This is a genomic window from Streptomyces sp. NPDC026394, from assembly GCF_055567735.1.
Genome location: NZ_JBVHPX010000026.1, coordinates 23728 through 50166, shown reverse-complemented (window position 1 = coordinate 50166; position 26439 = coordinate 23728). Strand labels below are relative to the sequence as shown.

General features: G+C 72.1%; 23 protein-coding genes. 17 read left to right on the top strand and 6 right to left on the bottom strand.

Going from position 1 to position 26439, the window contains the following annotated elements:
- Window positions 1–2 precede the first annotated feature (2 nt).
- The 6 genes from ACZ4QV_RS36445 to ACZ4QV_RS36420 all read left to right on the top strand — a co-directional run bounded on the left by ACZ4QV_RS36445 (window position 3) and on the right by ACZ4QV_RS36420 (window position 7534).
- The gene (locus ACZ4QV_RS36445) at window positions 3–2579 is read left to right on the top strand and encodes an FtsX-like permease family protein (protein ID WP_361591100.1); all 2577 of its coding nucleotides are present in this window, start codon (window positions 3–5) and stop codon (window positions 2577–2579) included.
- A 101-nt stretch (window positions 2580–2680) separates the two neighbouring features.
- Window positions 2681–3583 carry an LLM class F420-dependent oxidoreductase gene (locus ACZ4QV_RS36440; protein WP_361591102.1) on the top strand — a complete coding sequence of 301 codons (903 nt, stop codon included), beginning with the start codon at window positions 2681–2683 and terminating at the stop codon, window positions 3581–3583.
- A 128-nt stretch (window positions 3584–3711) separates the two neighbouring features.
- Complete coding sequence (locus tag ACZ4QV_RS36435; protein WP_361158709.1) at window positions 3712–4140, top strand: GNAT family N-acetyltransferase; 429 nt, start codon at window positions 3712–3714, stop codon at window positions 4138–4140.
- A gap of 200 nt (window positions 4141–4340) precedes the next feature.
- Window positions 4341–5684, top strand: a complete 1344-nt coding sequence (locus ACZ4QV_RS36430; RefSeq protein WP_361158712.1) for a hemolysin family protein — start codon at window positions 4341–4343, stop codon at window positions 5682–5684.
- The gene (locus ACZ4QV_RS36425; protein ID WP_361158714.1) at window positions 5681–6733 is read left to right on the top strand and encodes a hemolysin family protein; all 1053 of its coding nucleotides are present in this window, start codon (window positions 5681–5683) and stop codon (window positions 6731–6733) included. Before ACZ4QV_RS36430 ends, ACZ4QV_RS36425 begins: the two co-directional genes overlap by 4 nt.
- A gap of 12 nt (window positions 6734–6745) precedes the next feature.
- The gene (locus ACZ4QV_RS36420; RefSeq protein ID WP_361591105.1) at window positions 6746–7534 is read left to right on the top strand and encodes an SGNH/GDSL hydrolase family protein; all 789 of its coding nucleotides are present in this window, start codon (window positions 6746–6748) and stop codon (window positions 7532–7534) included.
- Window positions 7535–7566: 32 nt separating this feature from the next.
- Here ACZ4QV_RS36420 and ACZ4QV_RS36415 read toward each other — a convergent pair whose 3' ends face one another.
- Window positions 7567–8439 (bottom strand): polysaccharide deacetylase family protein, encoded by an 873-nt coding sequence (locus ACZ4QV_RS36415; RefSeq protein WP_361591107.1) that lies wholly within the window; start codon window positions 8437–8439, stop codon window positions 7567–7569.
- 169 nt (window positions 8440–8608) lie between these two features.
- Window positions 8609–8977 carry a MerR family transcriptional regulator gene (locus ACZ4QV_RS36410; RefSeq protein ID WP_361591109.1) on the bottom strand — a complete coding sequence of 123 codons (369 nt, stop codon included), beginning with the start codon at window positions 8975–8977 and terminating at the stop codon, window positions 8609–8611.
- 109 nt (window positions 8978–9086) lie between these two features.
- Here ACZ4QV_RS36410 and ACZ4QV_RS36405 point away from each other — a divergent pair, with 109 nt between their 5' ends.
- From ACZ4QV_RS36405 to proP, 7 genes are all read left to right on the top strand, one after another.
- Window positions 9087–10157 carry an alkene reductase gene (locus ACZ4QV_RS36405; RefSeq protein ID WP_361591111.1) on the top strand — a complete coding sequence of 357 codons (1071 nt, stop codon included), beginning with the start codon at window positions 9087–9089 and terminating at the stop codon, window positions 10155–10157.
- 270 nt (window positions 10158–10427) lie between these two features.
- Window positions 10428–11882, top strand: a complete 1455-nt coding sequence (locus tag ACZ4QV_RS36400; protein WP_361591113.1) for a family 2B encapsulin nanocompartment shell protein — start codon at window positions 10428–10430, stop codon at window positions 11880–11882.
- A gap of 17 nt (window positions 11883–11899) precedes the next feature.
- The gene (locus tag ACZ4QV_RS36395; RefSeq protein ID WP_361591115.1) at window positions 11900–12964 is read left to right on the top strand and encodes a family 2 encapsulin nanocompartment cargo protein terpene cyclase; all 1065 of its coding nucleotides are present in this window, start codon (window positions 11900–11902) and stop codon (window positions 12962–12964) included.
- A gap of 33 nt (window positions 12965–12997) precedes the next feature.
- Window positions 12998–13873 carry a geranyl diphosphate 2-C-methyltransferase gene (locus ACZ4QV_RS36390; protein ID WP_467764027.1) on the top strand — a complete coding sequence of 292 codons (876 nt, stop codon included), beginning with the start codon at window positions 12998–13000 and terminating at the stop codon, window positions 13871–13873.
- Window positions 13874–14069: 196 nt separating this feature from the next.
- Window positions 14070–15503 carry an adenylosuccinate lyase gene (purB, locus tag ACZ4QV_RS36385; protein ID WP_361158752.1) on the top strand — a complete coding sequence of 478 codons (1434 nt, stop codon included), beginning with the start codon at window positions 14070–14072 and terminating at the stop codon, window positions 15501–15503.
- A gap of 12 nt (window positions 15504–15515) precedes the next feature.
- Window positions 15516–16091 (top strand): G/U mismatch-specific DNA glycosylase, encoded by a 576-nt coding sequence (mug, locus tag ACZ4QV_RS36380; protein ID WP_361158755.1) that lies wholly within the window; start codon window positions 15516–15518, stop codon window positions 16089–16091.
- A gap of 240 nt (window positions 16092–16331) precedes the next feature.
- Window positions 16332–17945, top strand: coding sequence for a glycine betaine/L-proline transporter ProP (gene proP / locus ACZ4QV_RS36375; protein WP_467764026.1), 1614 nt, complete (start codon window positions 16332–16334; stop codon window positions 17943–17945).
- 161 nt (window positions 17946–18106) lie between these two features.
- On the opposite strand, the gene ACZ4QV_RS36370 is transcribed toward proP, so the two are convergent.
- A complete protein-coding gene (locus ACZ4QV_RS36370; RefSeq protein ID WP_361158757.1) occupies window positions 18107–18562 on the bottom strand; it encodes a hypothetical protein in 456 nt (151 codons plus the stop codon).
- A gap of 305 nt (window positions 18563–18867) precedes the next feature.
- Here ACZ4QV_RS36370 and ACZ4QV_RS36365 point away from each other — a divergent pair, with 305 nt between their 5' ends.
- Both ACZ4QV_RS36365 and ACZ4QV_RS36360 read left to right on the top strand, forming a co-directional pair.
- The gene (locus ACZ4QV_RS36365) at window positions 18868–20025 is read left to right on the top strand and encodes an ROK family transcriptional regulator (RefSeq protein ID WP_361158760.1); all 1158 of its coding nucleotides are present in this window, start codon (window positions 18868–18870) and stop codon (window positions 20023–20025) included.
- Between the two features lie 355 nt (window positions 20026–20380).
- A complete protein-coding gene (locus ACZ4QV_RS36360; protein ID WP_361591118.1) occupies window positions 20381–21211 on the top strand; it encodes an alpha/beta fold hydrolase in 831 nt (276 codons plus the stop codon).
- A 41-nt stretch (window positions 21212–21252) separates the two neighbouring features.
- Here ACZ4QV_RS36360 and ACZ4QV_RS36355 read toward each other — a convergent pair whose 3' ends face one another.
- Both ACZ4QV_RS36355 and ACZ4QV_RS36350 read right to left on the bottom strand, forming a co-directional pair.
- On the bottom strand, window positions 21253–21621 hold the full coding sequence (locus tag ACZ4QV_RS36355; RefSeq protein ID WP_361158765.1) for a VOC family protein: 369 nt from the start codon (window positions 21619–21621) through the stop codon (window positions 21253–21255).
- Between the two features lie 67 nt (window positions 21622–21688).
- A complete protein-coding gene (locus ACZ4QV_RS36350) occupies window positions 21689–22450 on the bottom strand; it encodes a GntR family transcriptional regulator (RefSeq protein ID WP_361158767.1) in 762 nt (253 codons plus the stop codon).
- Between the two features lie 219 nt (window positions 22451–22669).
- On the opposite strand from ACZ4QV_RS36350, the gene ACZ4QV_RS36345 reads away from it, so the two are divergent.
- Entirely contained in the window at window positions 22670–23458 is a 789-nt protein-coding gene (locus tag ACZ4QV_RS36345) for an aspartate/glutamate racemase family protein (protein WP_467764025.1), read from the top strand.
- 58 nt (window positions 23459–23516) lie between these two features.
- Here ACZ4QV_RS36345 and ACZ4QV_RS36340 read toward each other — a convergent pair whose 3' ends face one another.
- Window positions 23517–24404 carry an RNA polymerase sigma-70 factor gene (locus ACZ4QV_RS36340; protein WP_361592693.1) on the bottom strand — a complete coding sequence of 296 codons (888 nt, stop codon included), beginning with the start codon at window positions 24402–24404 and terminating at the stop codon, window positions 23517–23519.
- A 260-nt stretch (window positions 24405–24664) separates the two neighbouring features.
- Here ACZ4QV_RS36340 and ACZ4QV_RS36335 point away from each other — a divergent pair, with 260 nt between their 5' ends.
- The gene (locus ACZ4QV_RS36335; protein ID WP_361158775.1) at window positions 24665–26296 is read left to right on the top strand and encodes an alkaline phosphatase D family protein; all 1632 of its coding nucleotides are present in this window, start codon (window positions 24665–24667) and stop codon (window positions 26294–26296) included.
- The last annotated feature ends 143 nt before the right edge of the window (window positions 26297–26439 follow it).

The following is a 26439-nucleotide window of genomic DNA, read 5'->3' as shown; positions in this document are numbered from 1 at the left end:
CCGTGTTGCGGGCCACGCTGCGGAGCTTCTTCGCGCACAAGGGCCGGCTGCTGCTCTCCGCCCTCGCCGTGGTGCTCTCGGTGGCGTTCGTGGTGGGCAGCCTGATCTTCTCGGACACCACCGGGGCCACCTTCGACCGGCTCTTCGCCTCGACCGCCTCGGACGTCCAGATCACGCCGCGGCAGGACTTCGACGCACCGGGCGGCATCGGTTCGGCCGCGACCCCGACCGTGCCGGCCGCCCTGCGGAACCGGGTCGCCGGGGTGCGGGGAGTGGCGGACGCACAGCTCGACGTACAGGTGGACCGGGTCACCGTCACCGACGCCCGCAGCACACCGGTGGGGCCGACCCGGAACGCGCCGTCCACCGCCACCAACTGGGCCCCGGGCGAGCACAGTCCGGTACGGGTGGCCGAGGGCCGCCCGCCGCGCGGCCCGGGCGAAGCGATGGTCGACCAGGACACCGCGGACCGGGCAGGCGTACGGATCGGTGACACGCTGCACGTCATCGCCCCGCCGGGCACCTTCCCCGTACGGGTCGTCGGCATCGCCGCCTTCACCACCACCAACCCGGGCTCCTCCCTGGTCTTCCTGGAGACCCGGACGGCCCAGCGCGGCCTGCTGGGCAGCACGCACCAGGCGACCGGAGTGTCCGTGGACGCCGCGCCCGGTGTGCCGGACCGCGTGCTCGAACGGCGGATCGGCGCCGCGCTGGGGGCCGAGGCCGCCGCGTACGACATCCGGACGCGGGCCGAGCAGAAGAAGACGCAGGCCGAGCAGTTGGGCGACTTCCTCAGCGTGCTGAAGTACATGATGGTGGGCTTCGCGGGGGTCGCCGTCCTGGTCGGCGTCTTCCTGATCGTCAACACCTTCTCGATGCTGATCGCGCAGCGCACCCGGGAGCTGGGCCTGCTGCGGGCGCTCGGCGCCGACCGCCGCCAGGTGCGCCGCTCGGTGCTGCTGGAGGCGTTGCTGCTGGGTGTCACCGGTGCCACGGCCGGGCTCGCGGCGGGCGTCGGTCTGGCGGTCCTGCTGGTCGTCGCGATGGGCTGGTTCGGGCTGCGGCTGGACGCCGCCGACCTGGTGCTGGACTGGCCGACGGTGGTCGTCGCGTACGCCGTCGGGGTGGGCGTGACCTTCGTCGCGGCGCTGCTCCCCGCGCTGCGGGCGGGCCGGATCTCCCCGATGGCCGCCCTCGCCGACCTGGAACTCTCCGGCTCCGGACGGCCGTTGCGCCTGCGCGCAGCCGCCGGGTCGCTGGTGGGCGCGGCGGGGCTGGCCGCGCTGGCGGGCTGTGTGCTGAGTGACCGTACGGCGGTGGCCGGGTCGCTGCTGGCGCTCGGGGTCCTGCTGACGCTGGTGGCCGGGGTGATCGCGGGGCCGTTGCTGGTGCGTCCGGTGATCCGCCTGCTCGGGCGGGGCCTGGAGCCGGCGTTCGGCGCGGTGGGGCGGATGAGCCGCCGCAACGCGCTGCGCAATCCCCGCCGTACGGGGGCGACGGCGGCGGCCCTGATGGTGGGGCTGGCGCTGGTGGCCGGGCTGTCGGTCGCCGGGGCGTCGGCGGCCGCTTCGATCGCCCGGCAGATCGACCGGACGCTGGGCGCCGACTTCGTCGTGCAGAACGCGTCGTTCGCGCCGTTCTCCGACGAGGTCACCGACCGGGTGCGCGCGGCCCCGGGAGCCGGCACGGTCGTACGCCAGCGGATCGTCCCCCTGAAGCTGCGGCTGCCGGGCGGCCGGTCGGTCACGACGGTGGCCGGGGCCTTCGACCGGAACTTCGACGCCGTGGCGAAGGTGACGTACACGGTGGGCAACACCGCGGCGGCGCTGGCGCCCGGACGGGTCGGCATCCAGGCGGATTTCGCGCGGGAACACGGCCTGCGGGTGGGCAGCCGGCTGGACGCGGTGCTGCCGTCCGGGAAGTCCGCCCGGTTCACGGTCGGTGCGCTGACCGAGAACTCCGGTTCCGCGCCCGGCATCCGGGGCGGTGTCTTCATGGGGACGGCCACCCTGGAGAAGTACGAGCCGGGCGGGCAGAATTCCGTCCTGTACGTGAACGCCGCGGGCGGCACCGACCCGACGCGGCTGCGGGCTGCCCTGGAGCGGACGCTCAAACCGTTCCCGCAGGTCCAGGTGCACGACCGAGCCGACTACAAGGAGCTGGTCAGTGGTCAGATCCAGGGACTGCTCAACCTGCTGTACGGGCTGCTGGGGCTGGCCGTCGTGATCGCGGTGCTGGGCGTCGTCAACACGCTGGCGCTGGCTGTCGTGGAGCGCACCCGTGAGATCGGGCTGCTGCGCGCCGTCGGCCTGTCCCGGAAGCAGTTGCGCCGGATGATCCGGCTGGAGTCGGTGGTGATCGCCCTGTTCGGCGCGGTCCTCGGGCTCGGCCTCGGGCTGGTCTGGGGTGTCGCCACGCAGCGGGTGCTGGCGCTGGAGGGGCTGACGGCGTTCGCGGTGCCGTGGTCCACGGTGGCCGCGGTGGTGGTCGGGTCCGTCCTGGTCGGGCTGCTGGCCGCCCTGCTGCCCGCGCTCCGCGCGTCCCGGCTCGACGTACTGGCCGCCATCGCCCATGAGTGACCGGCCGCGCCCGCACTCCGTCCGGCTCCGTCCCGCTCCCCACATCCCACATCCCGCATCCCGCATCCCGCATCCCGCATCCCGCATCCCGAGGGGGCCCCGTGCCACGCCCGTTCCGCTTCGGCGTCAACATGCTCACCATCGAGTCGGGGCCCGCCTGGCGGCAGAAGTGCCGCCGGGCCGAGAACCTCGGCTACGACGTGCTGCTCGTACCGGACCACCTGGGCCGGCCCGCGCCCTTTCCCGCACTGGTCGCCGCCGCCGAGGCCACCGAGCGCCCGCGCCTGGGCACCTTCGTCCTCAACGCGGGCTTCTGGAACCCGGCCCTGCTCGCCCGCGAGGTGGCCACCACCGATCTGCTCACCGACGGCCGACTCGAACTGGGCCTGGGTACCGGCTACGTACGTGCCGAGCACGACCAGGCGGGCCTGCCCTGGGGCACCCCCGGCGAGCGGGTGGACCACCTCGTCCGTACGGTCGAGGAGTTGGACCGGCTGCTGGGCGACCCCGAGCACGCGCCGAAGACGGCCCGGCGGCCCCGGCCACCCCTGCTGATCGGTGGCAACGGCCCGCGCGTGCTGCGCCTCGCCGCCCGGCACGCCGACATCGCGGCCTTCACCGGCGGCCGGGCCGCACCCGGCAAACCGGAGGGCACCCTCGAACTCCTGACGCCGGACGGGCTCGACGCCGCGCTCACCGTGTACCACCAGGCCGCCGCGGACCGTCCGGCACCGGCCGAACTGAACATCCTGGTCCAGCGGGTCACGGTCACCGGCGACCGGCGCGCCTCCGCACGCGAGATCGCCGCGCACGGCATCGGTGTGGACGAGGAACAGGCCCTGCGGATCCCGACGTTCCTGTTCGGCACGGCCGCGCAGATGGCCGAACAGCTCCGCGAGCACCGTGAGCGCTACGGCTTCTCGTACATCACCGTGCTGGATCCCTCCATGGAGGCGTTCGCGCCGGTCATCGAGGAACTGAAGGGCAGTCAGCGCGGCCGGTGAGAACCGTCGGTACGGCCGCGGCCCGCCGTACGGACCGGGACGCGCGGCCTCCGGTCCGTACGGGTACGGCGTCTCGGAGTCCGGAAGCCGATGGCGGCGTCCCGCTGTTCCGTGCTTGGCTCACGCACATGATCGATCTACAGCTCCGGACGGCCGTACCCGAGGACGCGGAGGCCGTGCTCGCCTTCTGGCGCGAGGCCGCGGAGGGCACCTCCGTCACGGACGACGTGGACGGGGTGACCCGGCTGATCGGGCGGGACCCGCAGGCCCTGATCCTCGCGGAGTCCGGCGGCACCCTGGTGGGCTCCGTCATCGCCGGGTACGACGGCTGGCGGTGTTCGCTGTACCGGCTCGCGGTGCTGCCCCCGTACCGTCGGCAGGGGGTCGCGACGGCGTTGCTCGAAGCGGCCGAGCGGCGTTTCCTGGCGGTGCGGGGCAGGCGCGGGGACGCCATGGTCCTGGAATCGAACGAGCGGGCCCAGCGAGCGTGGTCGGCCGCCGGCTACCGGCGCGAGGACCACTGGCGACGCTGGGTGAAGCCGCTGGCACGGCCCTGATCCGCCCCGTCACCCCCGGCTCCGCCCCCTCCGCGCCGGAGTCCGCCACCTGTTTTGCGCATCCTTTACCATGGATGCTTCCCGTTTCCCGATGAAAGGAGTGAGCGTCCAGCCATGGGCGAGCCTCCCAGTTGTCATTCCGTCCGCGTCCGAGGCGCGAACCTCCCGGTCCTGTTCGATCATGGGACGGAGGTGACCCGATGACCGAGCTGCTCCTCCTGGCCGTGGCCCTGCTCCTGACCCTGGCCTGCGGCGTCTTCGTCGCGGCCGAGTTCTCGCTGACGACCGTCGAGCGCAGCGACCTCGAACGCGCCGCGGAGCGCGGCGAACGCGGCGCGGACAGCGCGCTCGCGGCCGTCCGCAGCCTGACGTTCCAGCTGTCCGGCGCCCAGCTCGGCATCACCGTGACCGGTCTGGTCATCGGCATGCTCGCCAAACCGTCGATCGCCGCCCTGCTGGCCGGCCCGCTCGACGCCCTCGGTCTGCCGCCCGCCGCCGGTGACTCCGTGGCCCTGGTCCTCGGTACGGCCGTCTCCACGGTCCTCCTGATGGTCATCGGCGAGCTGGTGCCCAAGAACTGGGCCATCTCCAGTCCGCTGCCCGTCGCCCGCCGGGTCGCCACCGCCCAGCGCGGCTTCAGCGCCGCCTTCAAGCCGCTCATCGGGCACCTGAACAACACCGCGAACCGGATGATCCGCCGGATGGGCATGGAGCCCGCCGAGGAACTGGCCTCCGCCCGCGGCCCGCAGGAACTGGTCGCGCTGGCCAGGCACTCCGCCAGGGAAGGCGCCCTGGAGCCGGACACCGCCGAGTTGTTCGTCCGCACCCTCGCCCTGGCCGACCTGACCGCGGAGAACGTGATGACACCGCGCGTGCAGGTCACCGCCTTGGACGTGCAGTCCACGGCCGAGGACGTGGCCGTCGCGACGCGCGCCACCGGCCTGTCCCGCTTCCCCGTCTACCGCGGCAGCCTGGACACCGTGGTGGGCGTCGCGCACATCAAGGACGTGCTGGCCCTGCCCGCCGAGCGGCGCTTCCGCCACCCGGTCGCCGAGCTGCTGCGCGAGCCGCTGCTCGTACCGGAGACGCTGACCGTCGACCGGCTCCTGGACCGGCTGTCCGGCCGGCAGACGATGGCCGTGGTCATTGACGAGTACGGCGGTACGGCGGGCGTCGTCACCCTGGAAGACATCGTCGAGGAGGTCGTCGGCGAGGTACGCGACGAGCACGACCCGATGGAGACACCGGACCTGGCCCCGGCAGGCGAGGACGCGGACGGCCGGGCCCGCTACGAGGCGGACGGCGCGGTCCGCACCGACCAGCTTGAGCAGATCGGCCTGAAGCTGCCGGAGGGCCCGTACGAGACCCTGGCCGGCCTGATCGCCACCGAGCTGGGCCGGATCCCGGCCGCCGGGGACAGCCTGGAGGCCGCGGGCTGGCGGATGGACGTCCTGGACGCCTCCGGCCACCGCGCGGCGCTGGTACTGCTGCACGCGCCACTGCCGGACAGCGATGACGACGAGAACGGGGAGGAGACCCGATGACCGCGCTCCAGTTGTTCATCGGCCTGCTCACGCTGGTCGTCAACGCGTTCTTCGTGGGCGCCGAATTCGCGATGATCTCGGTGCGCCGCAGCCAGATCGAGCCGTACGCCGAGGACGGCGACCGCCGGGCGGACCGGGTCCTGTGGGGGCTCCAGCACGTCTCCGGCGTGATGGCGGCCGCGCAACTGGGCATCACCCTGTGCACCCTGGTGCTCGGTGCCGTCGCCGAGCCCGCCATCGCCCACCTCCTGGAACCGGTCTTCGACGCGGTCGGCATGCCGGACGCCCTGGTCCACCCCGTCTCCTTCGTGCTCGCGCTGGCCGTGGCGACGTATCTGCACATGCTCTTCGGCGAGATGGTGCCGAAGAACGTGGCACTGGCCGAGCCGGTGCGTACCGCGCTGCTGCTGGGGCCGCCGCTGGTCGCGCTGACCCGCGCGCTGCGGCCGGTGATCTTCGCGATCAACACGTTCGCCAACACGCTGCTGCGCCTGCTGCGGGTGGAGGCGAAGGGCGAGGTGGCCGCGACGTTCTCGGACGACCAGCTCGCGAAGATGGTCGAGGACTCGCAGGCCGCCGGGCTGCTGGACGACCGGGCGAAGGAGCGCCTGCGGGACGCCCTGGAGCTGGGCCGCCGTCCGGTCGCCGACGTGGTGGTGCCGGTGGAGAAGGTCGTCACGGCCCGGCTGGGCATCACGCCGGAAGGCGTGGAGGAGCTGACCGCGACGTCCGGTTTCTCGCGCTTCCCGGTCGTCGACAGCACCCGGCGCATCCTGGGCTACCTGCACGTCAAGGACGCGCTGGACGCCTCGCCGCGGGACCTGCCGTTCCCGCTCTCCGCGCTGCGGCCGATCGCCCGGGTACGGGCCGGGACGCCCCTGGACGACGTACTGTCGGCGATGCGCGCCTCCCGTACGCATCTGGCGGCGGTCATCGGCACCGACGGCCGCCTGGCGGGCCTGGTCACGATGGAGGACGTGCTGCGCGAGCTGGTGCTCCAGCAGCAGCCCCAGAAGACCGCACCGGCCGCGGGGGCGTCCCGGAGGTAGGATTCCTCCGCCATGGAGATCAATGCCACCTACACCAGTTTCGTCGCGGTGGGCGACAGCTTCACCGAGGGCATGTCCGACGCCCTGCCGGACGGCTCGTACCGGGGCTGGGCGGATCTGCTGGCCGCCCGGCTCGCGGCCCGTACCCCCGGCTTCCGCTACGCCAACCTCGCGGTGCGCGGCAAGCTGATCGGGCAGATCCTCGACGAGCAGACCGGTCCGGCGGCCGCGACCGGCGCCGACCTGGTCACACTGGTGGGCGGGCTGAACGACGTACTGCGGCCCAAGTGCGACGTGGACCGGGTCTGCGGCCTCCTGGAGGAGGCCGCGGGACGGCTGGCCAAGGACTGCGGACAGCTCGTCCTGATGCGCAGCCCCGGCCGGCAGGGGCCGGTCCTGGAGCGGTTCCGGCCCCGGATGGAACAGCTCTTCGCCCACATCGACGCGCTGGCCGTGCAGCACGGCGCGATCGTGGTGGACCTCTTCTCCTCCCGGGCGCTGGCCGACCCCCGGATGTGGGCCGAGGACCGGCTCCATCTGAACGCGGCGGGGCACGAGCGGGTGGCCGAGGCCGTCTGGCAGGCGCTCGGCCTCCCCGCCGAGTCCGACTGGGACGCGCCGCTGCCCGCCTTCGTCCCGCCGGGGTGGACGGCCCGGCGCACCTCGGACGTGCGCTTCGCGCGGCAGCATCTGGTGCCGTGGATCGGCCGGCGCCTGACCGGCCGGTCCAGCGGGGACGGCCGCGCGCCGAAGCGTCCCGACCTGCTGCCGTACGAGGACGTGCGGCAGCGGGAGGACTGAGCCGCCGCGTCAGGAGTCCGGCCCGAGCGCCCTCACTCCCCCGCGCGGTCCGTCGTCCGTGCGTAGTGCTCGGCGATCTCGTCGCTGGTCGTCAGCCACACGCCGGGGTGGTTCGCGATGTGTTCGAGCGCCTGGTCCAGGTACTTGTGCCGGAACGGCTGGTTGATCACGAAGGGGTGCAGGACCAGGGACATGACCCGGCCGCTCGTCGCGGAGTCGGCGTACAACTGGTCGAGCTGGTCCTTGACGATCCGGACGAAGTCCGGCCCGCTGAGGCTCTTGCCGACGAACAGGCTGATGTCGTTGACCTCGATGGAGTACGGCACGCTCAGCATGCCCGGTACGTTCAGCCGGTACGGCTGGTCGTCGTTGGCCCAGTCGAGCACGTAGTCCAGGCCGAGTTCGGCGAGCAGTCCCGGTGTACGGAAGGTCTCGGTGAGCGCCGGGCCGAGCCAGCCGCGGGGGCGCCGGCCGGTGGCCTTCTCGATGGTGTGCACGACCTCCGTCAGGTAGGCGCGCTCGTCCTCGACGCTCATGTCGGCCTGGAAGGTGGAGTTGTCCCGGCCGTGTGCGATCCACGTCCAGCCGCGCGCCCGGCCCGCCTCGACGATCTGCGGGTAATGGCGGGTGACGTCGGAGTTGAGCATCACACTGGCGCGCAGGCCGTACCGGTCGAGGCTCTCGATCAGCCGCCAGATGCCCACCCGGGGGCCGTAGTCGCGCCAGCCGTAGTTGAGCGGGTCGGGCGCCAGGGCCGCGGTACCCGGGAAGATGCTGGTGGAGGGGCGGTCGATCCGGTAGTGCTCGACGTTCAGCCCCACGTAGAAGGCGACGCGGGCGCCGCCCGGCCAGTGGATCGGCTCCCGCTCGACGATCGGGCTGTAGTCGAAGAGTTCGTTGTCCATCGTCCCCCGCCTCGGGCTGGTCCGGTGTCCGCGCGGGGCGTCCGTACGGGGCACCCGCGCTCGATGTTCACGCTATCGCGAACATGATCCGGCCGCGCCGTGACCCCCGTCACACCCACGCCTCCGGCGGCGGCTCCGGTCGCCCGGCGAACCTCCCCTTCCCCCGCACTCACGACGGGTGGCAGACACCCCCCGCACGCACCGCCGCGGTGGCGGTGGCGATGAGGCCGTCGAGCCGCTCCCGGGATCGCATCAGGCCACCGATCTGCCGGTCGATGCGGTCCCGCTCGCCGGAGAACCAGGTGAGCAGTTCCGGGGTGGCGACGCCGCTCTCGCACGCCAGCAGCGTCCGGATCGACTTGCTGGGCAGCCCGGCGGCGTAGAGCTGACGGATCAGTTGGACGCGGTCCACCGCGGAATCCTGGTAGAGCCGCTGACCACTGGGGCTGCGCTCCGAGGCGAGCAGTTGCTGCTCCTCGTAGTAGCGCAGAGCGCGCACGCTCACGCCCGTCTTCGTGGCGAGTTCACCGATCCGCATCGTGTCCCCCAGGTGTTCCGGCTCACACAGCTTGCCTCTGACGTCAACGTCAGCTCTTAACGTGGCGAACGCACGCCCCATTCCCCCTGTGAGAGCAAAGGACACCCCTGTGACCAGCTTCTTCGACAGTTTCCCGCTCGGCGCCCTCCGGCTGCCCAACCGTCTGGTGATGGCCCCGATGACGCGGGCCCGCGCCTCCGCCGACGGCATACCGAACAGCACGGCGGCGGCCTATTACGCACAGCGGGCGACCGCCGGACTGATCGTCAGCGAAGGTGTGCAGCCCAGCGCGCAGGGTCAGTCCAACCCGTACACCCCCGGCCTCCACAACGACGCACAGGTCGCCGCCTGGCAGCCCGTGACCCAGGCGGTGCACGCCAACGGCGGCCGGATCTTCGCGCAGCTCATGCACGGCGGCCGGGTCGGGCACCCGGAGGTCGTCGGGCACCACCCCGTGGCACCGTCCGCGGTCGCCCTGAAGGCCGAGCTGTTCACCGGCCCCAAGGGGCGGCTGCCCGCCCCCGTCCCCCGCGCGTTGTCGACAGCCGAGGTCCAGGGCGAGGTACGGGTCTTCGCCGACGCGGCGCGGCGAGCGGTCGACGCCGGCTTCGACGGTGTCGAGCTGCACGGCGCGAACGGCTATCTCATCCAGCAGTTCCTCTCCTCGAACGCGAACCGGCGCACCGACGCCTACGGCGGTTCCGTCACCGGCCGCATCCGTTTCGCCGTCGAGGCCGCGGAGGCCGCCGCCGACGCCATCGGCGCCGACCGCGTCGGTATCCGCCTCTCCCCCGGCGGCACCGTCTGGGACATGACCGAGGACGACGTTCCGCGACTGTACGGCGCCCTGTTCGACGCCCTCGCCCCGCTCGGCCTCGCTTACGTACATCTCCTGGCCACGGCGGAGGAAGAGCTGCTCGTCGCGCTGCGCAAGGCGTGGCCGAACGCGTTCATCCTCAACCCCGGCGGTCAGATCGGTCCGCGGCCGGGCGACCAGGAGAGCGGCGAACACTGGCTCGGCCTCGGAGCGGACCTGATCAGCTACGGCCGTGCCTATCTCGCCAACCCCGACCTGGTGGAACGCTTCCGTGCCGGACTGCCGTTGCGCGACACCGACCCGGACACCTGGTACACGGGTGGCGACACCGGGTACCTCGACTTCCCGAGCCACCAGTACTGACCCACGGACGGCGCAACCGGCTCACGCGGCCCCGGACTTCAGGCCCGGGGCCGCTGACCGGTACGACGCCCGGCCCTCCACGGGGGCGCACATCGTCACTCCTGCGCCCCTTTTGCCAACCACCGGATGTTTACGCCTCGCGGACGCAAGGGCGCCCCCATTCACGCCGTACCGGCGGCACACTTCCACCTGTTTCGCTTATTGCCGCACACGGCCCCCCTTGTTCACCAACGGCCGTTCGCCTCACTCTTGTTCACCTCCGGAGGAAATGTGGCCGTACCGGACCGCGTCCCCGACCGTGTCCCCGGGTCCGCAGTCGAAGACAGCGCTCCCGCCCCGTCCGCGGACGGCGTGCTCACCAGCCTCAGCACCCGGGCCGCGCGCCAACTGGCGACCACCACCAAGACCCGGCCCCAGATGCAGGCCATCACCTCCCGATGGCTGCTGAAGATGCTGCCGTGGGTGGACGTCAAAGGCGGCACCTACCGGGTCAACCGGCGCCTGCGACTCCGTACCGGCCGTGGCCGCGTCCAGTTCGAGCACAACGGCGCGGACGACATCAAGGTGATCCCGCAGACCCTCACCGAGCTGCCCGTCCTGCGCGGCTACTCCGATGCCGAGGTGCTCAAGGAACTCGCCGGACGCTTCCGGGTCCAGGAGGTCCGGCCCGGTCAGGTCCTCTGCGAGGCGGGGCAGCCCGCCGCCGAGACGTACCTCGTCGTCCACGGGCGGTTCGCCCGCTACGCGCCCGGCAAGTACGGCGAGGAGGAGGTCGTCGGTGTCGTCACGGACGGCGACCAGATCGGGGACGAGGCGATCGGCCGCCCCGACCCGCGGTGGCCGACATCGGTGCGGGCCGAGACCGCGGGCGTCCTACTGGCACTGCCCGGGGACACGATCCGGGAGGTCACCGACCGCGCGCCCTCCCTGGCCGCGCACCTGGCCGCGTACGCGGAGCGGCAGCGGCGGCCGATGAACCGCCGGGGCGAGGCGGACGTACCGGTGCAGGCGGGACATGTCGGCGAACCGACGCTGCCCGGCGGATTCGTCGACTACGACCTCACCCCGCGGGAGTACGAACTCTCGCTGACCCAGAGCGTGCTGCGCGTGCACTCCCGGGTCGCCGATCTCTACAACGGGCCGATGGACCAGACGCAGCAGCAACTCCGGCTCACCGTGGAGGAGATCCGCGAGCGCCAGGAGTGGGAGCTGGTGAACAACCGGGAGTTCGGGCTGCTGCACAACACCGACCACGGACAGCGCATCAGTACCCACACCGGCCCGCCCACCCCCGACGACATGGACGAGCTGCTGTCCATGCGCCGTAAGACGCGGCTGTTCCTGGCCCACCCGAAGGCGATCGCCGCCTTCTTCCGGCAGTGCAACAAACGCGGCCTGGTACCGGGCTCGGCAGACGTCGACAGACATCAGGCCCCGGCCTGGCGCGGGGTCCCGATCTTCCCGTGCGGCAAGATCCCCGTCAGCGACACGCACACCAGCAGCATCATCGCGCTGCGGACCGGCGAGGACGACCAGGGTGTCGTCGGCCTGTACCGGACCGGTCTTCCCGAGGAGCACCAGCCCGGCCTGAACGTCCGCTTCATGGGCATCGACCAGGCCGCCGTCACCAACTACCTCGTCACCGCCTACTACTCGCTGGCCGTCCTCGTGCCGGACGCGGCCGGTGTCCTGGAGAACGTCCAGCTCGGCCGGACCGCCGACTGACCAGTGGAGTACGGACCATGAGCACATCCAGTACGGCCACCACCACCGCCGCGTTCCGGATGCCCGGCCCGCCGAGCCTCGCCCGTACCCGGCCGACCCGGCGCGGCGGCGCCGTCCCCGGGCTGAGGTACCGGCCGGCCGCCCCGGCCGACCCGGAGAAGGCCGCGGAGATCGACCGCAGACTGGAGGACTGGGCCCGCGGTCTGGACCTGTTCCCCGCGCAGTGGTCCGGCGACTTCACCGGCTTCCAGTTCGGCCGGGCCGTCGTCCTGCAGCACCCCGCGGCAGCCGACCTCGAACGCCTCACCGCCGCGGGCAAACTGCTGCTGGCCGAGAACATCGTCGACACCTGCTACTGCGAGGAGGACGAGGGCAAGGGTGGCGCACGCCGCGGTCTGGGCGGCCGGCTGATCATCGCCCAGTCGGCCCTGGACCCGTTCCACGGAACTCCGGAGACGGAGGAGGAGTGGCGCCAGGGCGTGCAGGCCGACGGGCCCCTGCGCTCGTACTACTGGGCCCTGAAGGACTACGCGGCGCTGGCGACCCCCAGCCAGGCCGACCGGTTCGTCCAGGACATGGCCCGGCTGCACCTCGGCTATCTCGCCGAGGCGTCCTGGGCGGAGGCACGGCACATGCCGCGTGTCTGGGAGTACCTGGTCATGCGGCAGTTCAACAACTTCCGCCCCTGCCTGTCGATCGTCGACGCCGTGGACGGCTACGAGCTGCCCGAGGCCGTGTACGCCCGTCCGGAGATCCAGCGGATCACCGCCCTGGCCTGCAACGCCACCACCATCGTCAACGACCTGTACTCCTTCACCAAGGAGCTGGCGAGCGATCCGGACCACCTGAACCTGCCCCAGGTGGTGGCCGCCAACGACCGGCGCGGCCTGAAGGCCGCCTACCTGAAGAGCGTCGACATCCACAACCAGATCATGGAGGCGTACGAGACGGAGGCGGCCGAGCTGGCCGGGACCTCCCCCCTCGTGGAGCGCTACACCCGGAGCCTGTCCGACTGGGTGTCCGGCAACCACGCATGGCACGCCACCAACAGCGACCGCTACCACCTGCCCAACTACTGGTAGGCCGATCCAGTGCACCACGGCAAGGAGTCTCCGTTGACCACTGCGCACGTCCCCACCGCACGCCCGCTCATGCCGACCCAGTCCACGTACCAGGCCCGCGTCGCGGACTACTGGAACACCGAGGAGAACCCGGTCAACCTGGAGCTCGGCAAGATCGACGACCTGTACCACCACCACTACGGCATCGGGGAGGCCGACCGGTCCGTACTGGACGAGCCGGACCCCGTCCGGCGCCGCGAACGCCTCACCGGCGAACTGCACCGCCTCGAACACGCCCAGGCCGAGCTGCTCGCCTCCCACCTCGGCGCGCTGACACCCGGCGACCGCGTCTTCGACGCCGGGTGCGGACGCGGCGGCGGCAGCGTGGTCGCGCACCTGCGCCACGGCTGCCGCGCCGACGGGGCCACCATCTCCGCCAAGCAGGCCGACTTCGCCAACGAGCAGGCCCGCAGGCGCGGCATCGACGACAAGGTGCGCTACCACCACCGCAACATGCTCGACACCGGCTTCACCACCGGCGCGTACGCCGCGTCCTGGAACAACGAGTCGACCATGTACGTCGAGCTGGACCTGCTGTTCGCCGAGCACGCGCGGCTGCTGCGGCGCGGCGGGCGCTATGTGGTGATCACCGGCTGTTACAACGACGCCTACGGGCGCGCCTCCCGCGAGGTGTCCCTCATCAACGCCCACTACATCTGCGACATCCATCCGCGGTCGGCGTACTTCCGCGCGATGGCCCGCCACCGGCTGGTCCCCGTGCACGTCGAGGACCTCACCGAGGCCACGCTGCCGTACTGGGAACTGCGCAGCCAGGCCGACCACCTGGTCACGGGCATTGAGGAAACCTTTCTGACCGCGTACCGCAACGGCAGCTTCCAGTACCTGCTGATCGCCGCCGACCGGATCTGAGGAGCGCCCCGGAGCCCGCCGGCCCGGCCTTGAGCCGCCCGGCGGGGCCGCCGCGTCTCCCGGGACCGGACCGCGGGGGACCTCTGGCTGCCCCCGGTTCCCGCCCTCCCACCCATTCGATCAAGAAAAAGAGCGGTTTTCCCAGGTCAGAGGGTTGGCATTCGGGGCTGTCGGGTGACCAGTAGACTCTCGTCACGTGACTGCCAAGCCCCGCATTCCGAATGTCCTGGCCGGCCGCTACGCCTCCGCGGAGCTCGCCGTCCTGTGGTCCCCCGAGTACAAGGTCAAGCTGGAGCGCAAGCTGTGGCTCGCGGTGCTCCGTGCGCAGAAGGACCTCGGGGTCGAGGTGCCGGAGCAGGCGCTCGCCGACTACGAGCGGGTGCTGGACGACGTCGACCTGGCCTCGATCGCCGAGCGGGAGAAGGTCACCCGGCACGACGTGAAGGCCCGCATCGAGGAGTTCAACGCCCTCGCCGGGCACGAGCAGGTCCACAAGGGCATGACCTCCCGTGATCTGACCGAGAACGTCGAGCAGCTGCAGGTCCGGCTGTCGCTGGAGCTGATGCGCGACCGTACGGTCGCCGTCCTGGCGCGGCTGGGCCGGCTCGCCGGTGAGCACGCCGAGCTGGTCATGGCGGGGCGTTCGCACAACGTCGCGGCGCAGGCCACCACGCTGGGCAAGCGCTTCGCGACCGCCGCCGACGAGCTGCTGGTGGCCTACGGGCGGCTGACCGACCTGCTGGCCCGCTACCCGCTGCGCGGCATCAAGGGCCCCGTCGGCACCGCGCAGGACATGCTGGACCTGCTGGGCGGCGACGCCGCGAAGCTGGCCGAGCTGGAGCAGCGGATCGCCGGGCACCTCGGCTTCGGCCAGGCGTTCACCTCCGTCGGGCAGGTCTACCCGCGCTCGCTGGACTACGACGTGGTCACCGCGCTGGTGCAGCTCGCCGCGGCGCCGTCCTCAATCGCCAAGACGATCCGGCTGATGGCCGGCCACGAACTGGTGACCGAGGGCTTCAAGCCCGGCCAGGTGGGCTCGTCCGCGATGCCGCACAAGATGAACACCCGCTCCTGCGAGCGCGTCAACGGTCTGATGGTCATCCTGCGGGGCTACGCCTCGATGGCCGGCGAGCTGTCCGGCGACCAGTGGAACGAGGGCGACGTTTCCTGCTCGGTGGTGCGCCGGGTCGCGCTGCCGGACTCCTTCTTCGCCCTGGACGGTCTGCTGGAGACGTTCCTGACCGTGCTGGACGAGTTCGGCGCCTTCCCCGCCGTCGTCGCGCGGGAGCTGGACCGCTATCTGCCCTTCCTCGCCACGACCAAGGTGCTCATGGGTGCCGTACGGGCCGGGGTGGGCCGTGAGGTGGCGCATGAGGCGATCAAGGAGAACGCGGTCGCCGCGGCGCTCGCCATGCGCGAGCAGGGCGCGGAGCGCAACGAACTGCTCGACAAGCTGGCGGCGGACGAGCGGATTCCGCTGGACCGTGCGCAGTTGGACGCGCTGATGGCCGACAAGCTGTCCTTCACCGGCGCCGCCGCCGACCAGGTGGCCGCCGTCGTGTCGCGGATCGAGGAGATCACCAAGCAGCACCCCGAGGCCGCGGCGTACGCGCCGGGCTCGATCCTGTGAGGCCCCGCTGAGATGGGATTCACTCCCGAGGAACTGCAGGCCGCGCGCGGCCGCCTCGTCCCCGACGTGGCGGCGCCCGGCCTGCGGGTGCTTTTCTGCGGTATCAATCCCGGGCTGATGTCGGCCGCCGCCGGGCACCACTTCGCCCGGCCCGGCAACCGCTTCTGGCCCGTCCTGCACGCGTCCGGGTTCACCCCCCGGCTTCTGAAGCCCGCCGAGCAGGAGGAGATGCTGGCGTACGGCATCGGCATCACCAATGTCGTGGAGCGGGCGAGCGCACGGGCCGACGAGCTGACCGCCGAGGAGTTCCGCGAGGGCGGGCGGCAGCTCACCGAGAAGGTGCGGCGGCTGCGCCCGGCATGGCTCGCGGTGGCCGGGGTGACGGCCTATCGGGTGGCTTTCGACGACAAGCACGCCAAGGTCGGTCCGCAGGAGCGGACGATCGGCGAAACCCGCGTCTGGGTGCTGCCCAACCCCAGTGGGCTCAATGCGCACTATCCGCCGGCCGCGCTGGCGGAGGAGTACGGGCGGCTGCGCGCGGTGGCCTTCGCCGACGAGGCCGAGGAAGGTGACGCGCGGGACGTGTGAGTCGCGCGTTACGGGTAAGGCGTGCGTTATGTGTAGGGCGCACGGGATGGTGGGGCCGTGCCGAGCGTTTAGCCCGTTCGGGAGCGTTGCGCCGGGTGGATACGGCCAGTGAGCCGACAGTCCGCCCGGCGTTCCGTTAGCCCCATTCGTGTCGCTCCTATGCTGGTTATGCCGATTTCGACCTTTACGTTGATACTCGGAGTTACCGATGTGCCGCTCAGCCCCTAGCGACAGGACGAGATGACTACCGGTCAGCCTCAGCCGCCGCGCGTCCGGCGGAACAAGCGGTCGGACGGAGGAAGGAACTCCGACACCGACCGGCTGCTGCGCACCCTGCTGCGCCGCCGCAAACACCAGCTCAGTGTCGAGGAAGTCACCGTCACCGACAGACCGCAGGTACGCCGCGCGGTCACGGCGGCCGCCCTCGGCAACATGATGGAGTGGTTCGACTTCGGGGTCTACGCCTACCTGGCGGCCACGATGGGCAAGGTCTTCTTCCCGTCCAGCTCCCCCGGCGCCCAGCTGGTCTCCACCTTCGCCACCTTCGCCGCCGCCTTCCTCGTGCGGCCGCTCGGCGGTCTGGTCTTCGGACCGCTGGGCGACCGCATCGGACGGCAGCGGGTGCTGGCCGCCACCATGATCATGATGGCGATCAGCACCTTCGCGGTCGGCTTCCTGCCCGGTTACGACTCCATCGGCTTCGCGGCGCCTCTGCTGCTGCTCCTGTGCCGACTGGTGCAAGGCTTCTCGACCGGTGGTGAGTACGCCGGTGCCACGACCTACATCGCCGAATACGCCCCGGACAAGCGCCGCGGTTTCCTCGGCAGCTGGCTCGACTTCGGCACCTTCGTCGGCTACGCCCTCGGCTCCGGCCTGGTCACCGTGCTCACCGCCGTACTGGGCACGGACGGCCTGGAGAGCTGGGGCTGGCGCATTCCCTTCATGGTGGCCGGGCCGCTCGGCCTGATCGGTCTCTACATGCGCATGAAGCTGGAGGAGACCCCGGCCTTCAAGCAGGAGGCGGAAGCCGCGCGGCAGGAGGCCGAGAACGCGAGCTCCGGCGACACGCCCGTCGAGGAGGCCCGGCAGTCCGGCAAGGGCCGGCTGAAGGAGATCTTCACCGGGCACTGGGAAGCCGTGCTGATCTGCATGGGTCTGGTGCTGCTGTACAACGTCACCAACTACATGGTGACGTCCTACCTCCCCACCTTCATGACCGAGACGCTCGGCGAGGACGCCACGACCGCCCAGTTGATGGTCCTGGGCACGATGGTCGTCGTCGCCCTGACGATCACGACCGTGGGCCGCACCTCGGACCGGTGGGGCCGTCGCCCGGTGTTCATGGCTGCCAGCATCGCGCTCGTCGCGCTGGCCTATCCGGCGTTCCTGCTGATCCGCGCAGGCGGCATCCTGTTGCCGGCCTTCGGGTGTCTCATTCTGGGTCTGCTGCTGGTGTGCTTCGCGGGCACCTCCGCCTCGACGCTGCCGGCGCTCTTCCCCACCCATCTGCGCTACGGAGCGCTGTCCATCGCGTTCAACATCTCCGTCTCGCTCTTCGGCGGCACCACTCCACTGGTCGCCTCCGCGCTGGTGGCGTCCACGGGCAGTCACATGATTCCCGCGTACTACCTGATGATCGCGGGTGTCATCGGCTTCATCGCCGCCTTCTTCCTGCACGAGACGGCGGGCAAGCCGCTGCGGGGCTCCGGCCCGATGGTCGAGACCCCGGAACAGGCCCGCGAGCTGGTGGCGCACAGCCGGACCGAGGCGGGACGCCAGGCCCGGGACATCTGGATCCGGCTGCGCCACCCCTGGGCGCACCACCGCGACGAGCAGGGCGACCAGAACAAGTAGGACGAGCCGGGCGGACAGCCCGGAACCTGATGCGGGGGCGGCCGCGCCGGTACGGTCGGCGCGCGGCCCCCGCACCCCACGGCCCCGGAACGGGTGGTGGTGGCGGTGCCGCCGGTCCGCACCGGGCCGGCGGCACCGGTGCCGCCACCCGTTCCCCGTGCTCAGCGCACCGCATCCGCCCGGCCGACCGCCGCCAGCAACTGGAAGACCGGCATCCCGGGCCCGCCCTCCCCCAGGCCGACCGCGATCCACCGCCCTCCGGCACACCAGGTGTGCACCCGCGGGACCTGGCCGCACAGGACGTCGAGCGGCGGCCGGACCGGCATCCCCATGGCCACCCGCTCCAGATGGCCCGCGAGGTCGAGCACCTCGGGCTCGCCCCACCGTAAGCAGAGAGCCGATATGAGTCCCTCCAGGTCGGCGCGGTACTCCTGCGCGGTCTCCTCGACGTCCGCCGGGTCGGCGTCCCAGAGCTGCTCGTCGCCGCGGAGCTGCGCGACGTGGAACCCCGGGCCGCTCTGGACCATGGCGGAGCGGACCGGCTCGTCGGGGAAGTCGCGGCCGCGGAGGAGGTCGATGGCGGTGAGATGCTGTGCGGTGGTGGTCGTGTGCGTCATGCCGTCAGTAAACCGCCAGGGTCTGACAATTGGCTCCGCGTCAGGCTCGCGGGGGTCCTCGGCGGGCCTCGGCGGCTCTGGCCGGGCTCCGGAGATCGACGAAACGGGCACCGCGAGTTCGGCGAACGGGACATCGGCGACCGGCACAGAGGACACCGGCGGCAAGCGGCACGAGTACCGGCCCACAGCCGCCGTACCGCTGACCGTACAGCCCGCCGGGTGGCCCCGGCACGGTGCCCGGGACTCGCCGCACACCGGCTGACCGGCTACGATCCGCCACACACGCAATGCGAGGGAGACGGACGTTGGGGCGGCTAACCGGCGGGGACCCCTCCCTGCTGCGACGGATCAATTCCGCGGTGGTGCTGCACGCGCTGCGCGCCGCCGACTCCCCGACGCTCACCCACCTCGTGGAAGTGACCGGCCTGTCCCGGCCCACCGTCGAGGGCGTGGTCGAGGGCCTGATCGAGGCCGGCCTGGTGGCCGAGGCGCCTGCCGACGAGAGCACCGCCCGCCGCCAGGGCCGCCCGGCCCGCCGCTTCCGCTTCCGTACGGAGGCCGGGCATCTGCTCGGCATCGAGATCGGCCCGCACCGGGTGGCCGCCCTGCTGTCGGACCTCGGCGGACGGGTGCTCGGCTCCGCGCAGCGAGCGGTCGAGGAGTCGGCGTTCGCCGACGACCGGCTGGAGAAGGTACGGGCCGCGGTGGCCGAGCTGCTGCGGCGGGCGGGCGTGGCCCGCAGTTCGCTGCGGGCGGTCGGGGTGGGCAGCCCCGGCATCGTGGAGGCGGACGGCACCGTACGTCTGGGCACGGCGCTCCCGGGCTGGACCGGCCTGCCGCTCGGCGACCGGCTGCGCCGCTCCTTCCGGTGCCCCGTCCTGGTGGAGAACGACGCGAACGCCGCCGCCGTGGCCGAGCACTGGAAGGGCGCGGCCGCCGCTTCGGACGACGTCGTGTTCGTCCTCGCGGGGCTGAGCCCGGGGGCGGGCGCGCTGATCGGCGGGCGGCTGCACCGCGGCTTCGGCGGTGCCGCCGGGGAGATCGGCGCACTGCACCTGCTGGGGCGCGAGGCCACCCCGGAGAAGCTGCTCTCCACGACCGGGCAGCCGCTGCACCCGTTGGACGAGGCGCAGGTGGCGCGGGTGTTCGCCCTCGCACGCGACGGTGACGCGCGGGCCCGGGACGCGATGGACCGTTTCCTCCGGCGGCTGGTGCACGACGTCGCGGCGCTGGTGCTCGCCCTCGATCCGGAACTGGTGGTCGTCGGCGGCTGGGCCGCCGGCCTGGACGACGTACTGGAACCGCTCCGCGCCGAGCTGGCCCGCTACTGCCTGCGGCCGCCCCGGGTGGCCCTGTCCGTGCTCGGTGAGGCGGCGGTGGCCACGGGCGCGCTGCGGCTCGCGCTGGACCACGTGGAGGGCGAACTGTTCGCGGTGGACGCAACGGTCACGGCACGGCGTTGAGAGGCGCGGGCGAGGCGGACGGGTGAGCCAGACGGGCGGGGCCCTGCCCCCGCCGGAGCACCATCAGCGAATACCACTTCCGTGTTCGGCAGACCCGGCGTCACCGACGACAGCGACAACCGCCGCGTCCGCGCCCTCCTCACATACTCGGACAGGCCCTGATTCGCACCCCGGCAGTCCCTGACGAAATCCCGGCATGCCTTGACCGATGCTCGAAACGGAAGGCTCCGGCCCGGTCCCCGGCGTGACGCGGCGGCGTTGTCAGACCCCCCGGCTAGTGTGCTGACAGTTACCTCGGAGACCGGCCGAGCAGGCGTCACAGGGCCGGTCACGGGGCCGAACCGGGGAGAGCGCGATGAGCGAGGGGCAGGAGTCGGGCGCATATCCGTCGTCCGCCGGATATGCGCGGGTCAACGGCCTGGATCTCTACTACGAGGTCCATGGCACAGGACAGCCGCTGGTCCTGCTGCACGGCGGACTGCTCACCATCGACCTGACCTTCGGCGGCATACTCCCCGCGCTCGCCGCGACGCGGCAGGTCGTCGCCGTCGAGCTGCAAGGGCACGGGCACACCGGCGACATCGACCGGGATCCGACTCTCGCGTACCTGGCCGACGACGTGGTGGGACTGCTGGACCACCTCGGGATCGGCCGGGCGGACTTCTTCGGGTTCAGCCTCGGCGGCCTGACCGCGCTTCAGCTGGCACTCACCCGGCCCACGCGGGTGAACCGGCTGGTGCTCGCCTCCACCCACTACCGGCCCGACGGCTACCACCCGGAGATCCTCGACCCGCGGGCGCAGCCGGGCTCCCGGCGGATGCCCACCGAGAGCGACTTCCAGGAGATGTACGAGGCCTACGCGAAGGTCGCCCCCGACCCCGACCGCTTCGAGGCGTTCGCCGAGAAGCTGCAACCGACGGTGCACGCCTTCGAGGGGTGGCCCGCCCGGACGCTGGCCGGCCTGGAAGCGCCCGTCCTCCTGCTGGTCGGGGACACCGACTTCGTCCGGCTGGAACACGCCGTCGAGATGCACGAGCTGATCCCCGGCGCACAGCTCGGAGTGCTCCCGGGGACGACCCACAGCAACCTGCCGCGGCGCGCCGACCTCGTCGTGCCGATGGTGCGGGCCTTCCTGACGCCGCAGGCCGACGCGTCGCCGACCGGCACGACGGAGGGAGCCCGGTGACCGATGAGCCCCTGCGCCGCTCCCGCTCCCCCGCTTCCCCCTCAGCCTCGTCCGGTGTCGATCACGCAGAAGCGGTTGCCTTCGGGGTCCGCCAGGACGACGAAGTCGGCGTCGTCCGGGTAGCGGTCCCAGTCGACCCGCCGGGCGCCCAGGGACACCAGACGCTCGACCTCGGCGGCCTGGGCGGCGGCGTCACCGGCGTACAGGTCCAGGTGGACCCGTGGATGCTCCTGCGCGGGTGTCTCGCTCCGGCCGATCGACACCTGGACACCGGTTCCTTCCGCCGGCTTCAGCACCACCCAGTCGTCTTCCGCCTCCTCGCGTGGCGCATACCCCAAGGCGTCCGCCCAGAAGGCGGCAGCACGCCGCACGTCCGAAGCACCCAGCACGACCGACCCGATCTTCAGCATGGACCGATTGTCGCGCAGCGGCGCTCCGGCGGCATGGACGCCGTGCGTCCTGACGCCGCCGTGCGTCCTAGCTCGCGAGGACGGTGACGCCCGCGTCGGTCACGTTGTCGCCGAAGGTGAGCCGGCAGGTGTCGGCGCGGTAGGTGGACAGGGCCACGGCCGCGGTGCGGCCGCCGGCGAAGTAGCGGGTGGTGACGACGAGGACGGGGGCGCCGGGCAACCGGTCCAGTTCCTTGGCGTCGTCCGCGCGGGCCGAGCCGAGTTCCACGGCCCGGTCCTGGCCCTCCAGTTCGAGCTGCTGGAGCTCGCGCAGGACGGTGCGGGCCCGCGCCGGAGCGTCCACGGCGGCGCCGGTGGCCGTTTCGGCTTCCGGTACGGAACGGGCGGGCACGTAGAGCTGCTCGGCGGCGACCGGCTGGCCGTGCGTGACGCGGCTGCGGTGGACGACGTGCACCTGCTCGCCGGGCGCCAGTTCAAGCTGGCGGGCCACGGCCGCGGGCACGTTCTGCGACTCGACGGCGTCGACGGGCTGCCAGTCGTCACCGGGCGCGCCCGGCCAGGTGTGGCGCGCGGGATCGACGGCCACGCCCACCCGGGGCGGCGCGACGGTCGTGCCCACTCCGCGACGGCGCTGCAGCCGGCCTTCCAGTTCCAACTGTTCCAGTGCCTGCCGCAGTGTGGCGCGCGCGACGCCGAACCGTGCCGCCAGCTCGCGCTCGTTGGGCAGGATCTCACCGACCGAGAACTCCGAGTCCAGCGCCTCGCTGAGCACGGTCTTGAGGTGCCAGTACTTCGGCTCCGGCGCCGTTTCGAGCTGCGTGGTCCCCACCCTGTCCTCCGCCATGGCCGTCGTCCCGGCGGAGGTGGTCCCCGCCGGAGTGCGGGCCCGTGCCGAGCCCGTACGTGCGCCCGGATGTGAGCGCTTCTTTATTAAAGGTTGTTGCAGTATCCCTGTGACGATATGGCCGCCCCCACCCTTGGTCAAGACCAATCGACCGATCCGTTCACGGCCGGTGACCGGTGACCGCGATCGGTTAGCCTGCCGATCATGCTCGCGCTGCTGCACACCTCCTCCGTTCACGTCCCGGTCTTCGACGCGCTGCGCGACGAGGACTCCCCCGGTACGCCCCTCCGGCACCTCGTCCACCCGGATCTGCTGGACCGGGCCCGCGCGGGAGGGCCGGAGGCGGTCGGTACGGCGGTACGGGACGTGCTCGCGGCGGCCACCGGGGAAGGGGCCGCGGCGATCCTGTGCACGTGCTCGACCATCGGCGCGGTCGCCGAGGAGGCCGCGGCGGCCGTCGGTGTGCCCGTCCTGCGCGTGGACCGGCCGATGGCCGCCGCGGCCGTCGCGACCGGAACGCGCGTCACCGTGCTCGCCACGGTGGAGAGCACCCTGCGGCCGACGGCGGACCTGATCGCCGAGGAGGCCGTACGCGCCGACCGGGAGGTCACCGTCGTCACCCGGGTCGTGCCGGGCGCCTGGGACCTCTTCGAGGCGGGCGACCAGGAGGGGTACGACGATGCCGTCGCCACGGCCGTCCGTGCCGCGCGGCGCGAGGCGTTCCCGGGCGGCGGCGAGGCGCGTGCCGACGCGATCGTCCTCGCTCAGGCGTCGATGGCCCCGGCGGCGGAGCGGGCGGACGGGACGGCGATGGTCGATGTCGCGCTGGACGAGACCGCGCGGGACGGGGCTGCGGTGGACGAGGCCGCGGTGGACGACACCCCGGCGGGCGGTACCGGGACGGACGGTTCCCGGTCCACGTACGGAGTCGTCCTGTCGAGTCCGCGCCTCGGCCTGCGGGCAGCCGTACGGGAACTGACGGGCGGAAACTGACGGGAAGCGGGCAAGCTCCCCGGGCGGGGCCGGGCCCGATGCCGGGCAGCCGGGACGCTCACCCCGACCCGGCAAGCGACCCCAACTTGTCCGGGTTACGGACGATGTACACGGTCTGAATCCGACCGTCCACCACATCCACCTGGAAGACCGCATCGGGCTTGCCCCCGGAGAGCACCAGCAGCGCGACTCCACCATTCAGCTCCCGGAAGACGAACTCGGCCGACGGGATGCCGGCCCGGGCCGCGCCGAGCAGGAAGCGGCCGACCTTGTCGGCGGTCTCGATGACCCGCAGCGGCGCCTTGGCCTTGCCGCCGCTGTCGCCGACCAGCCGTACGTCCTCGGCCAGCAGACTCAGCAGCCCTTGCAGGTCGTCGCCCGCCGCTGCGGCGAGGAAGCGCTCGGTCAGGTCACGCTGGCGGACCGGGTCGACCTCGAAGCGCGGGCGGCGTTCCTCGACGTGCCGCCGGGCGCGGCCCGCGAGTTGGCGTACCGCCGCCTCACCGCGTTCCAGGACGGTGGCGATCTCCGCGTACGGGTAGCCGAACGCCTCGCGCAGCACGAACACCGCGCGCTCCAGCGGTGACAGCGACTCCAGCACCACCAGGACGGCGAAGGTGACGGACTCGGCGAGGACGGCGCGCTCGGCGGTGTCGATGGCCGTGTCGCCGAAGTCGGTGGCCAGCGGCTCGGGCAGCCAGGGGCCCACGTACGCCTCGCGGCGCGCCTGGACCTGCCGCAGCCGGTCGATGGCCAGCCGGGTCGTGACGCGCACCAGGTAGGCACGCGGCTCTCGGACCTGTTGCCGGTCGGCGGACGACCAGCGCAGCCACGCCTCCTGCACCACGTCCTCGGCGTCGGCCACCCGGCCGAGCATCCGGTAGGCCACGCCCAGCAGTACGGGGCGGTGTTCCTGGAAGACGTCGGTCGCGGGGTCGGTTCGCACGCCTTCATCCCAGCGGGCCGGCCCGCCGTTGTCCAGCGGGCCTGCCGGGCGTCGTCCAGCGAGGACGTCCGTGACGTGGCCGGTTCGGGTGTGGTGTGCGGCACCGGACGGAAGAACCGGGCCCGGAGTGTCCGCCGTGGCGCCCGTCCCGCCGTACTCTGCAAGCCTCCTGGAGTTCACCGTCCGTTCGGCGGCGGGGCACCGGGTGCCGGTACGAACGGGAACGTCACCAAGATCGGTCGTATTACGGGAGGTTTCACATGGCGCAGGGACCCGGCAGAGCCGTCAACCGGCGGTCGGTGCTGCACGGTGCGGCGCTCGGCACCGCGGCACTCGCCCTTCCCGCCGCCGCGCACGCCGCGGGCGCGGGCGGTTCCGGAGCGGGCGCCGGGCCCCGTACGGGAGGGGCGCCGGCGCAGGCGCGTGCCGGGCGGCCGAGTGCTCCGTGGGGTGTGCAGGCCGGGGATGTGACGGCCTCTTCCGGGCTGGTGTGGGTACGCTCCGACCGGCCGGCCCGGATGCTCGTGCAGACGGCGGCGACCGAGTCGTTCCGCAACGCCCGTACCTGGCACGGCCCGGTGCTCGGCCCCGGTACGGACTTCACCGGCACCACCGCGCTGCACGGCCTGCCGTCCGGCGAGCAGATCCACTACCGGGTGCTGCTGGCCGACCCGTACGACTACCGGCGTACGGGCGAGCCGGTCACCGGCACGTTCCGTACCGCCTCCGACCGGCGTCGCGACGGGGTGCGTTTCACCTGGTCGGGCGATCTCGCCGGGCAGGGCTGGGGCATCAACCCGGAGCTGGGCGGCTACCGGATCTACGAGGAGATGCGCCGCCGCGATCCGGACTTCTTCCTGTGCAGCGGTGACAACATCTACGCCGACAGTCCGATCGAGGCCAGTGTGCGACTGCCCGATGGCAGGATCTGGCGCAATGTGACCACCGAGGAGAAATCGAAGGTCGCCGAGACGCTGGCGGAGTACCGCGGCGCCTTCCGCTACAACCTGCTGGACGCGCATCTGCGCCGCTTCAACGCACAGGTCCCCACCATCATCCAGTGGGACGACCACGAGGTGCGCAACAACTGGTACCCGGGCCAGATCCTGGACGACGCCCGGTACACGGAGAAGGACGTGGACGTGCTCGCGGCCCGGTCGCTGCGGGCGTTCCGGGAGTACTTCCCCATCCGTACGCTCCGGTCGGACCGGGGCGGGCGGGTCTACCGGGTGATCAACCACGGTCCGCTGCTGGACGTGTTCGTGCTGGACATGCGCACGTACCGGAACGCCAACTCCCCGAACCGGCAGACCGACGACCGGCAGGGCATCCTGGGCGCCGAGCAGCTGGCCTGGCTCAAGCGGGCGCTGTCGCGGTCCCGTGCCGTGTGGAAGGTGATCGCCTCCGACCTGCCGCTGGGACTCGTGGTGGCGGACGGCAGGACGGACTTCGAGGCAGTGGCGCAGGGCGACCCGGGCGCGCCGCTGGGCCGGGAGCTGCAGATCGCCGAGCTGCTGCGGCACATCAAGCACCACCGCGTCACCGGCACGGTGTGGCTGACCACCGACGTGCATTACACCTCCGCCCAGCACTACGACCCGTCGCGCGCCGCCTTCAAGGACTTCGCGCCGTTCTGGGAGTTCGTCTCGGGCCCGTTGAACGCGGGCGGCTTCCCGGCCGTGCCGCTGGACGGCACGTTCGGCCCCGCCCAGCCCTTCGTCAAGGCACCGCGGCGGGCGAACGTCTCCCCCGCCGAGAGTCCGCAGTACTTCGGCGAGGTGGACATCGACGGGGGCAGCGGCGAGCTGACCGTGCGGCTGCGCCAGGACAGCGGGCAGGTCCTGTTCAGCCGGTCGCTGCAACCGGGACGGGTGGGGCAGCCCGGACGCTAGGACGCTCCGGGCAGGCAGGAAGCGCCGGGCGGGTGGAAGGCGCCGTGCCGGGCAGCGCCGCGCCGGACGAGGTGGCCGGCGCGAACCGCGACCCGCCGCCTTTGCCGCGATTGCGTCCTTTACCCATCGGTCACAGAGCGTTC

Excerpts from the sequence above, each read along its gene's own strand:
- ACZ4QV_RS36425 (WP_361158714.1), top strand. The coding sequence starts at position 5,681 with ATGACCGCGCTCCAGTTGTTCATCGGCCTGCTCACGCTGGTCGTCAAC.
- ACZ4QV_RS36355 (WP_361158765.1), bottom strand. The coding sequence starts at position 21,621 with ATGCTGAAGATCGGGTCGGTCGTGCTGGGTGCTTCGGACGTGCGGCGT.
- ACZ4QV_RS36435 (WP_361158709.1), top strand. The coding sequence starts at position 3,712 with ATGATCGATCTACAGCTCCGGACGGCCGTACCCGAGGACGCGGAGGCC.
- ACZ4QV_RS36415 (WP_361591107.1), bottom strand. The coding sequence starts at position 8,439 with ATGGACAACGAACTCTTCGACTACAGCCCGATCGTCGAGCGGGAGCCG.
- ACZ4QV_RS36430 (WP_361158712.1), top strand. The coding sequence starts at position 4,341 with ATGACCGAGCTGCTCCTCCTGGCCGTGGCCCTGCTCCTGACCCTGGCC.
- ACZ4QV_RS36335 (WP_361158775.1), top strand. The coding sequence starts at position 24,665 with ATGGCGCAGGGACCCGGCAGAGCCGTCAACCGGCGGTCGGTGCTGCAC.
- ACZ4QV_RS36360 (WP_361591118.1), top strand. The coding sequence starts at position 20,381 with ATGAGCGAGGGGCAGGAGTCGGGCGCATATCCGTCGTCCGCCGGATAT.
- ACZ4QV_RS36410 (WP_361591109.1), bottom strand. The coding sequence starts at position 8,977 with ATGCGGATCGGTGAACTCGCCACGAAGACGGGCGTGAGCGTGCGCGCT.
- ACZ4QV_RS36345 (WP_467764025.1), top strand. The coding sequence starts at position 22,670 with ATGCTCGCGCTGCTGCACACCTCCTCCGTTCACGTCCCGGTCTTCGAC.
- ACZ4QV_RS36370 (WP_361158757.1), bottom strand. The coding sequence starts at position 18,562 with ATGACGCACACGACCACCACCGCACAGCATCTCACCGCCATCGACCTC.
- ACZ4QV_RS36420 (WP_361591105.1), top strand. The coding sequence starts at position 6,746 with ATGGAGATCAATGCCACCTACACCAGTTTCGTCGCGGTGGGCGACAGC.
- mug (WP_361158755.1), top strand. The coding sequence starts at position 15,516 with ATGGGATTCACTCCCGAGGAACTGCAGGCCGCGCGCGGCCGCCTCGTC.
- ACZ4QV_RS36395 (WP_361591115.1), top strand. The coding sequence starts at position 11,900 with ATGAGCACATCCAGTACGGCCACCACCACCGCCGCGTTCCGGATGCCC.
- proP (WP_467764026.1), top strand. The coding sequence starts at position 16,332 with ATGACTACCGGTCAGCCTCAGCCGCCGCGCGTCCGGCGGAACAAGCGG.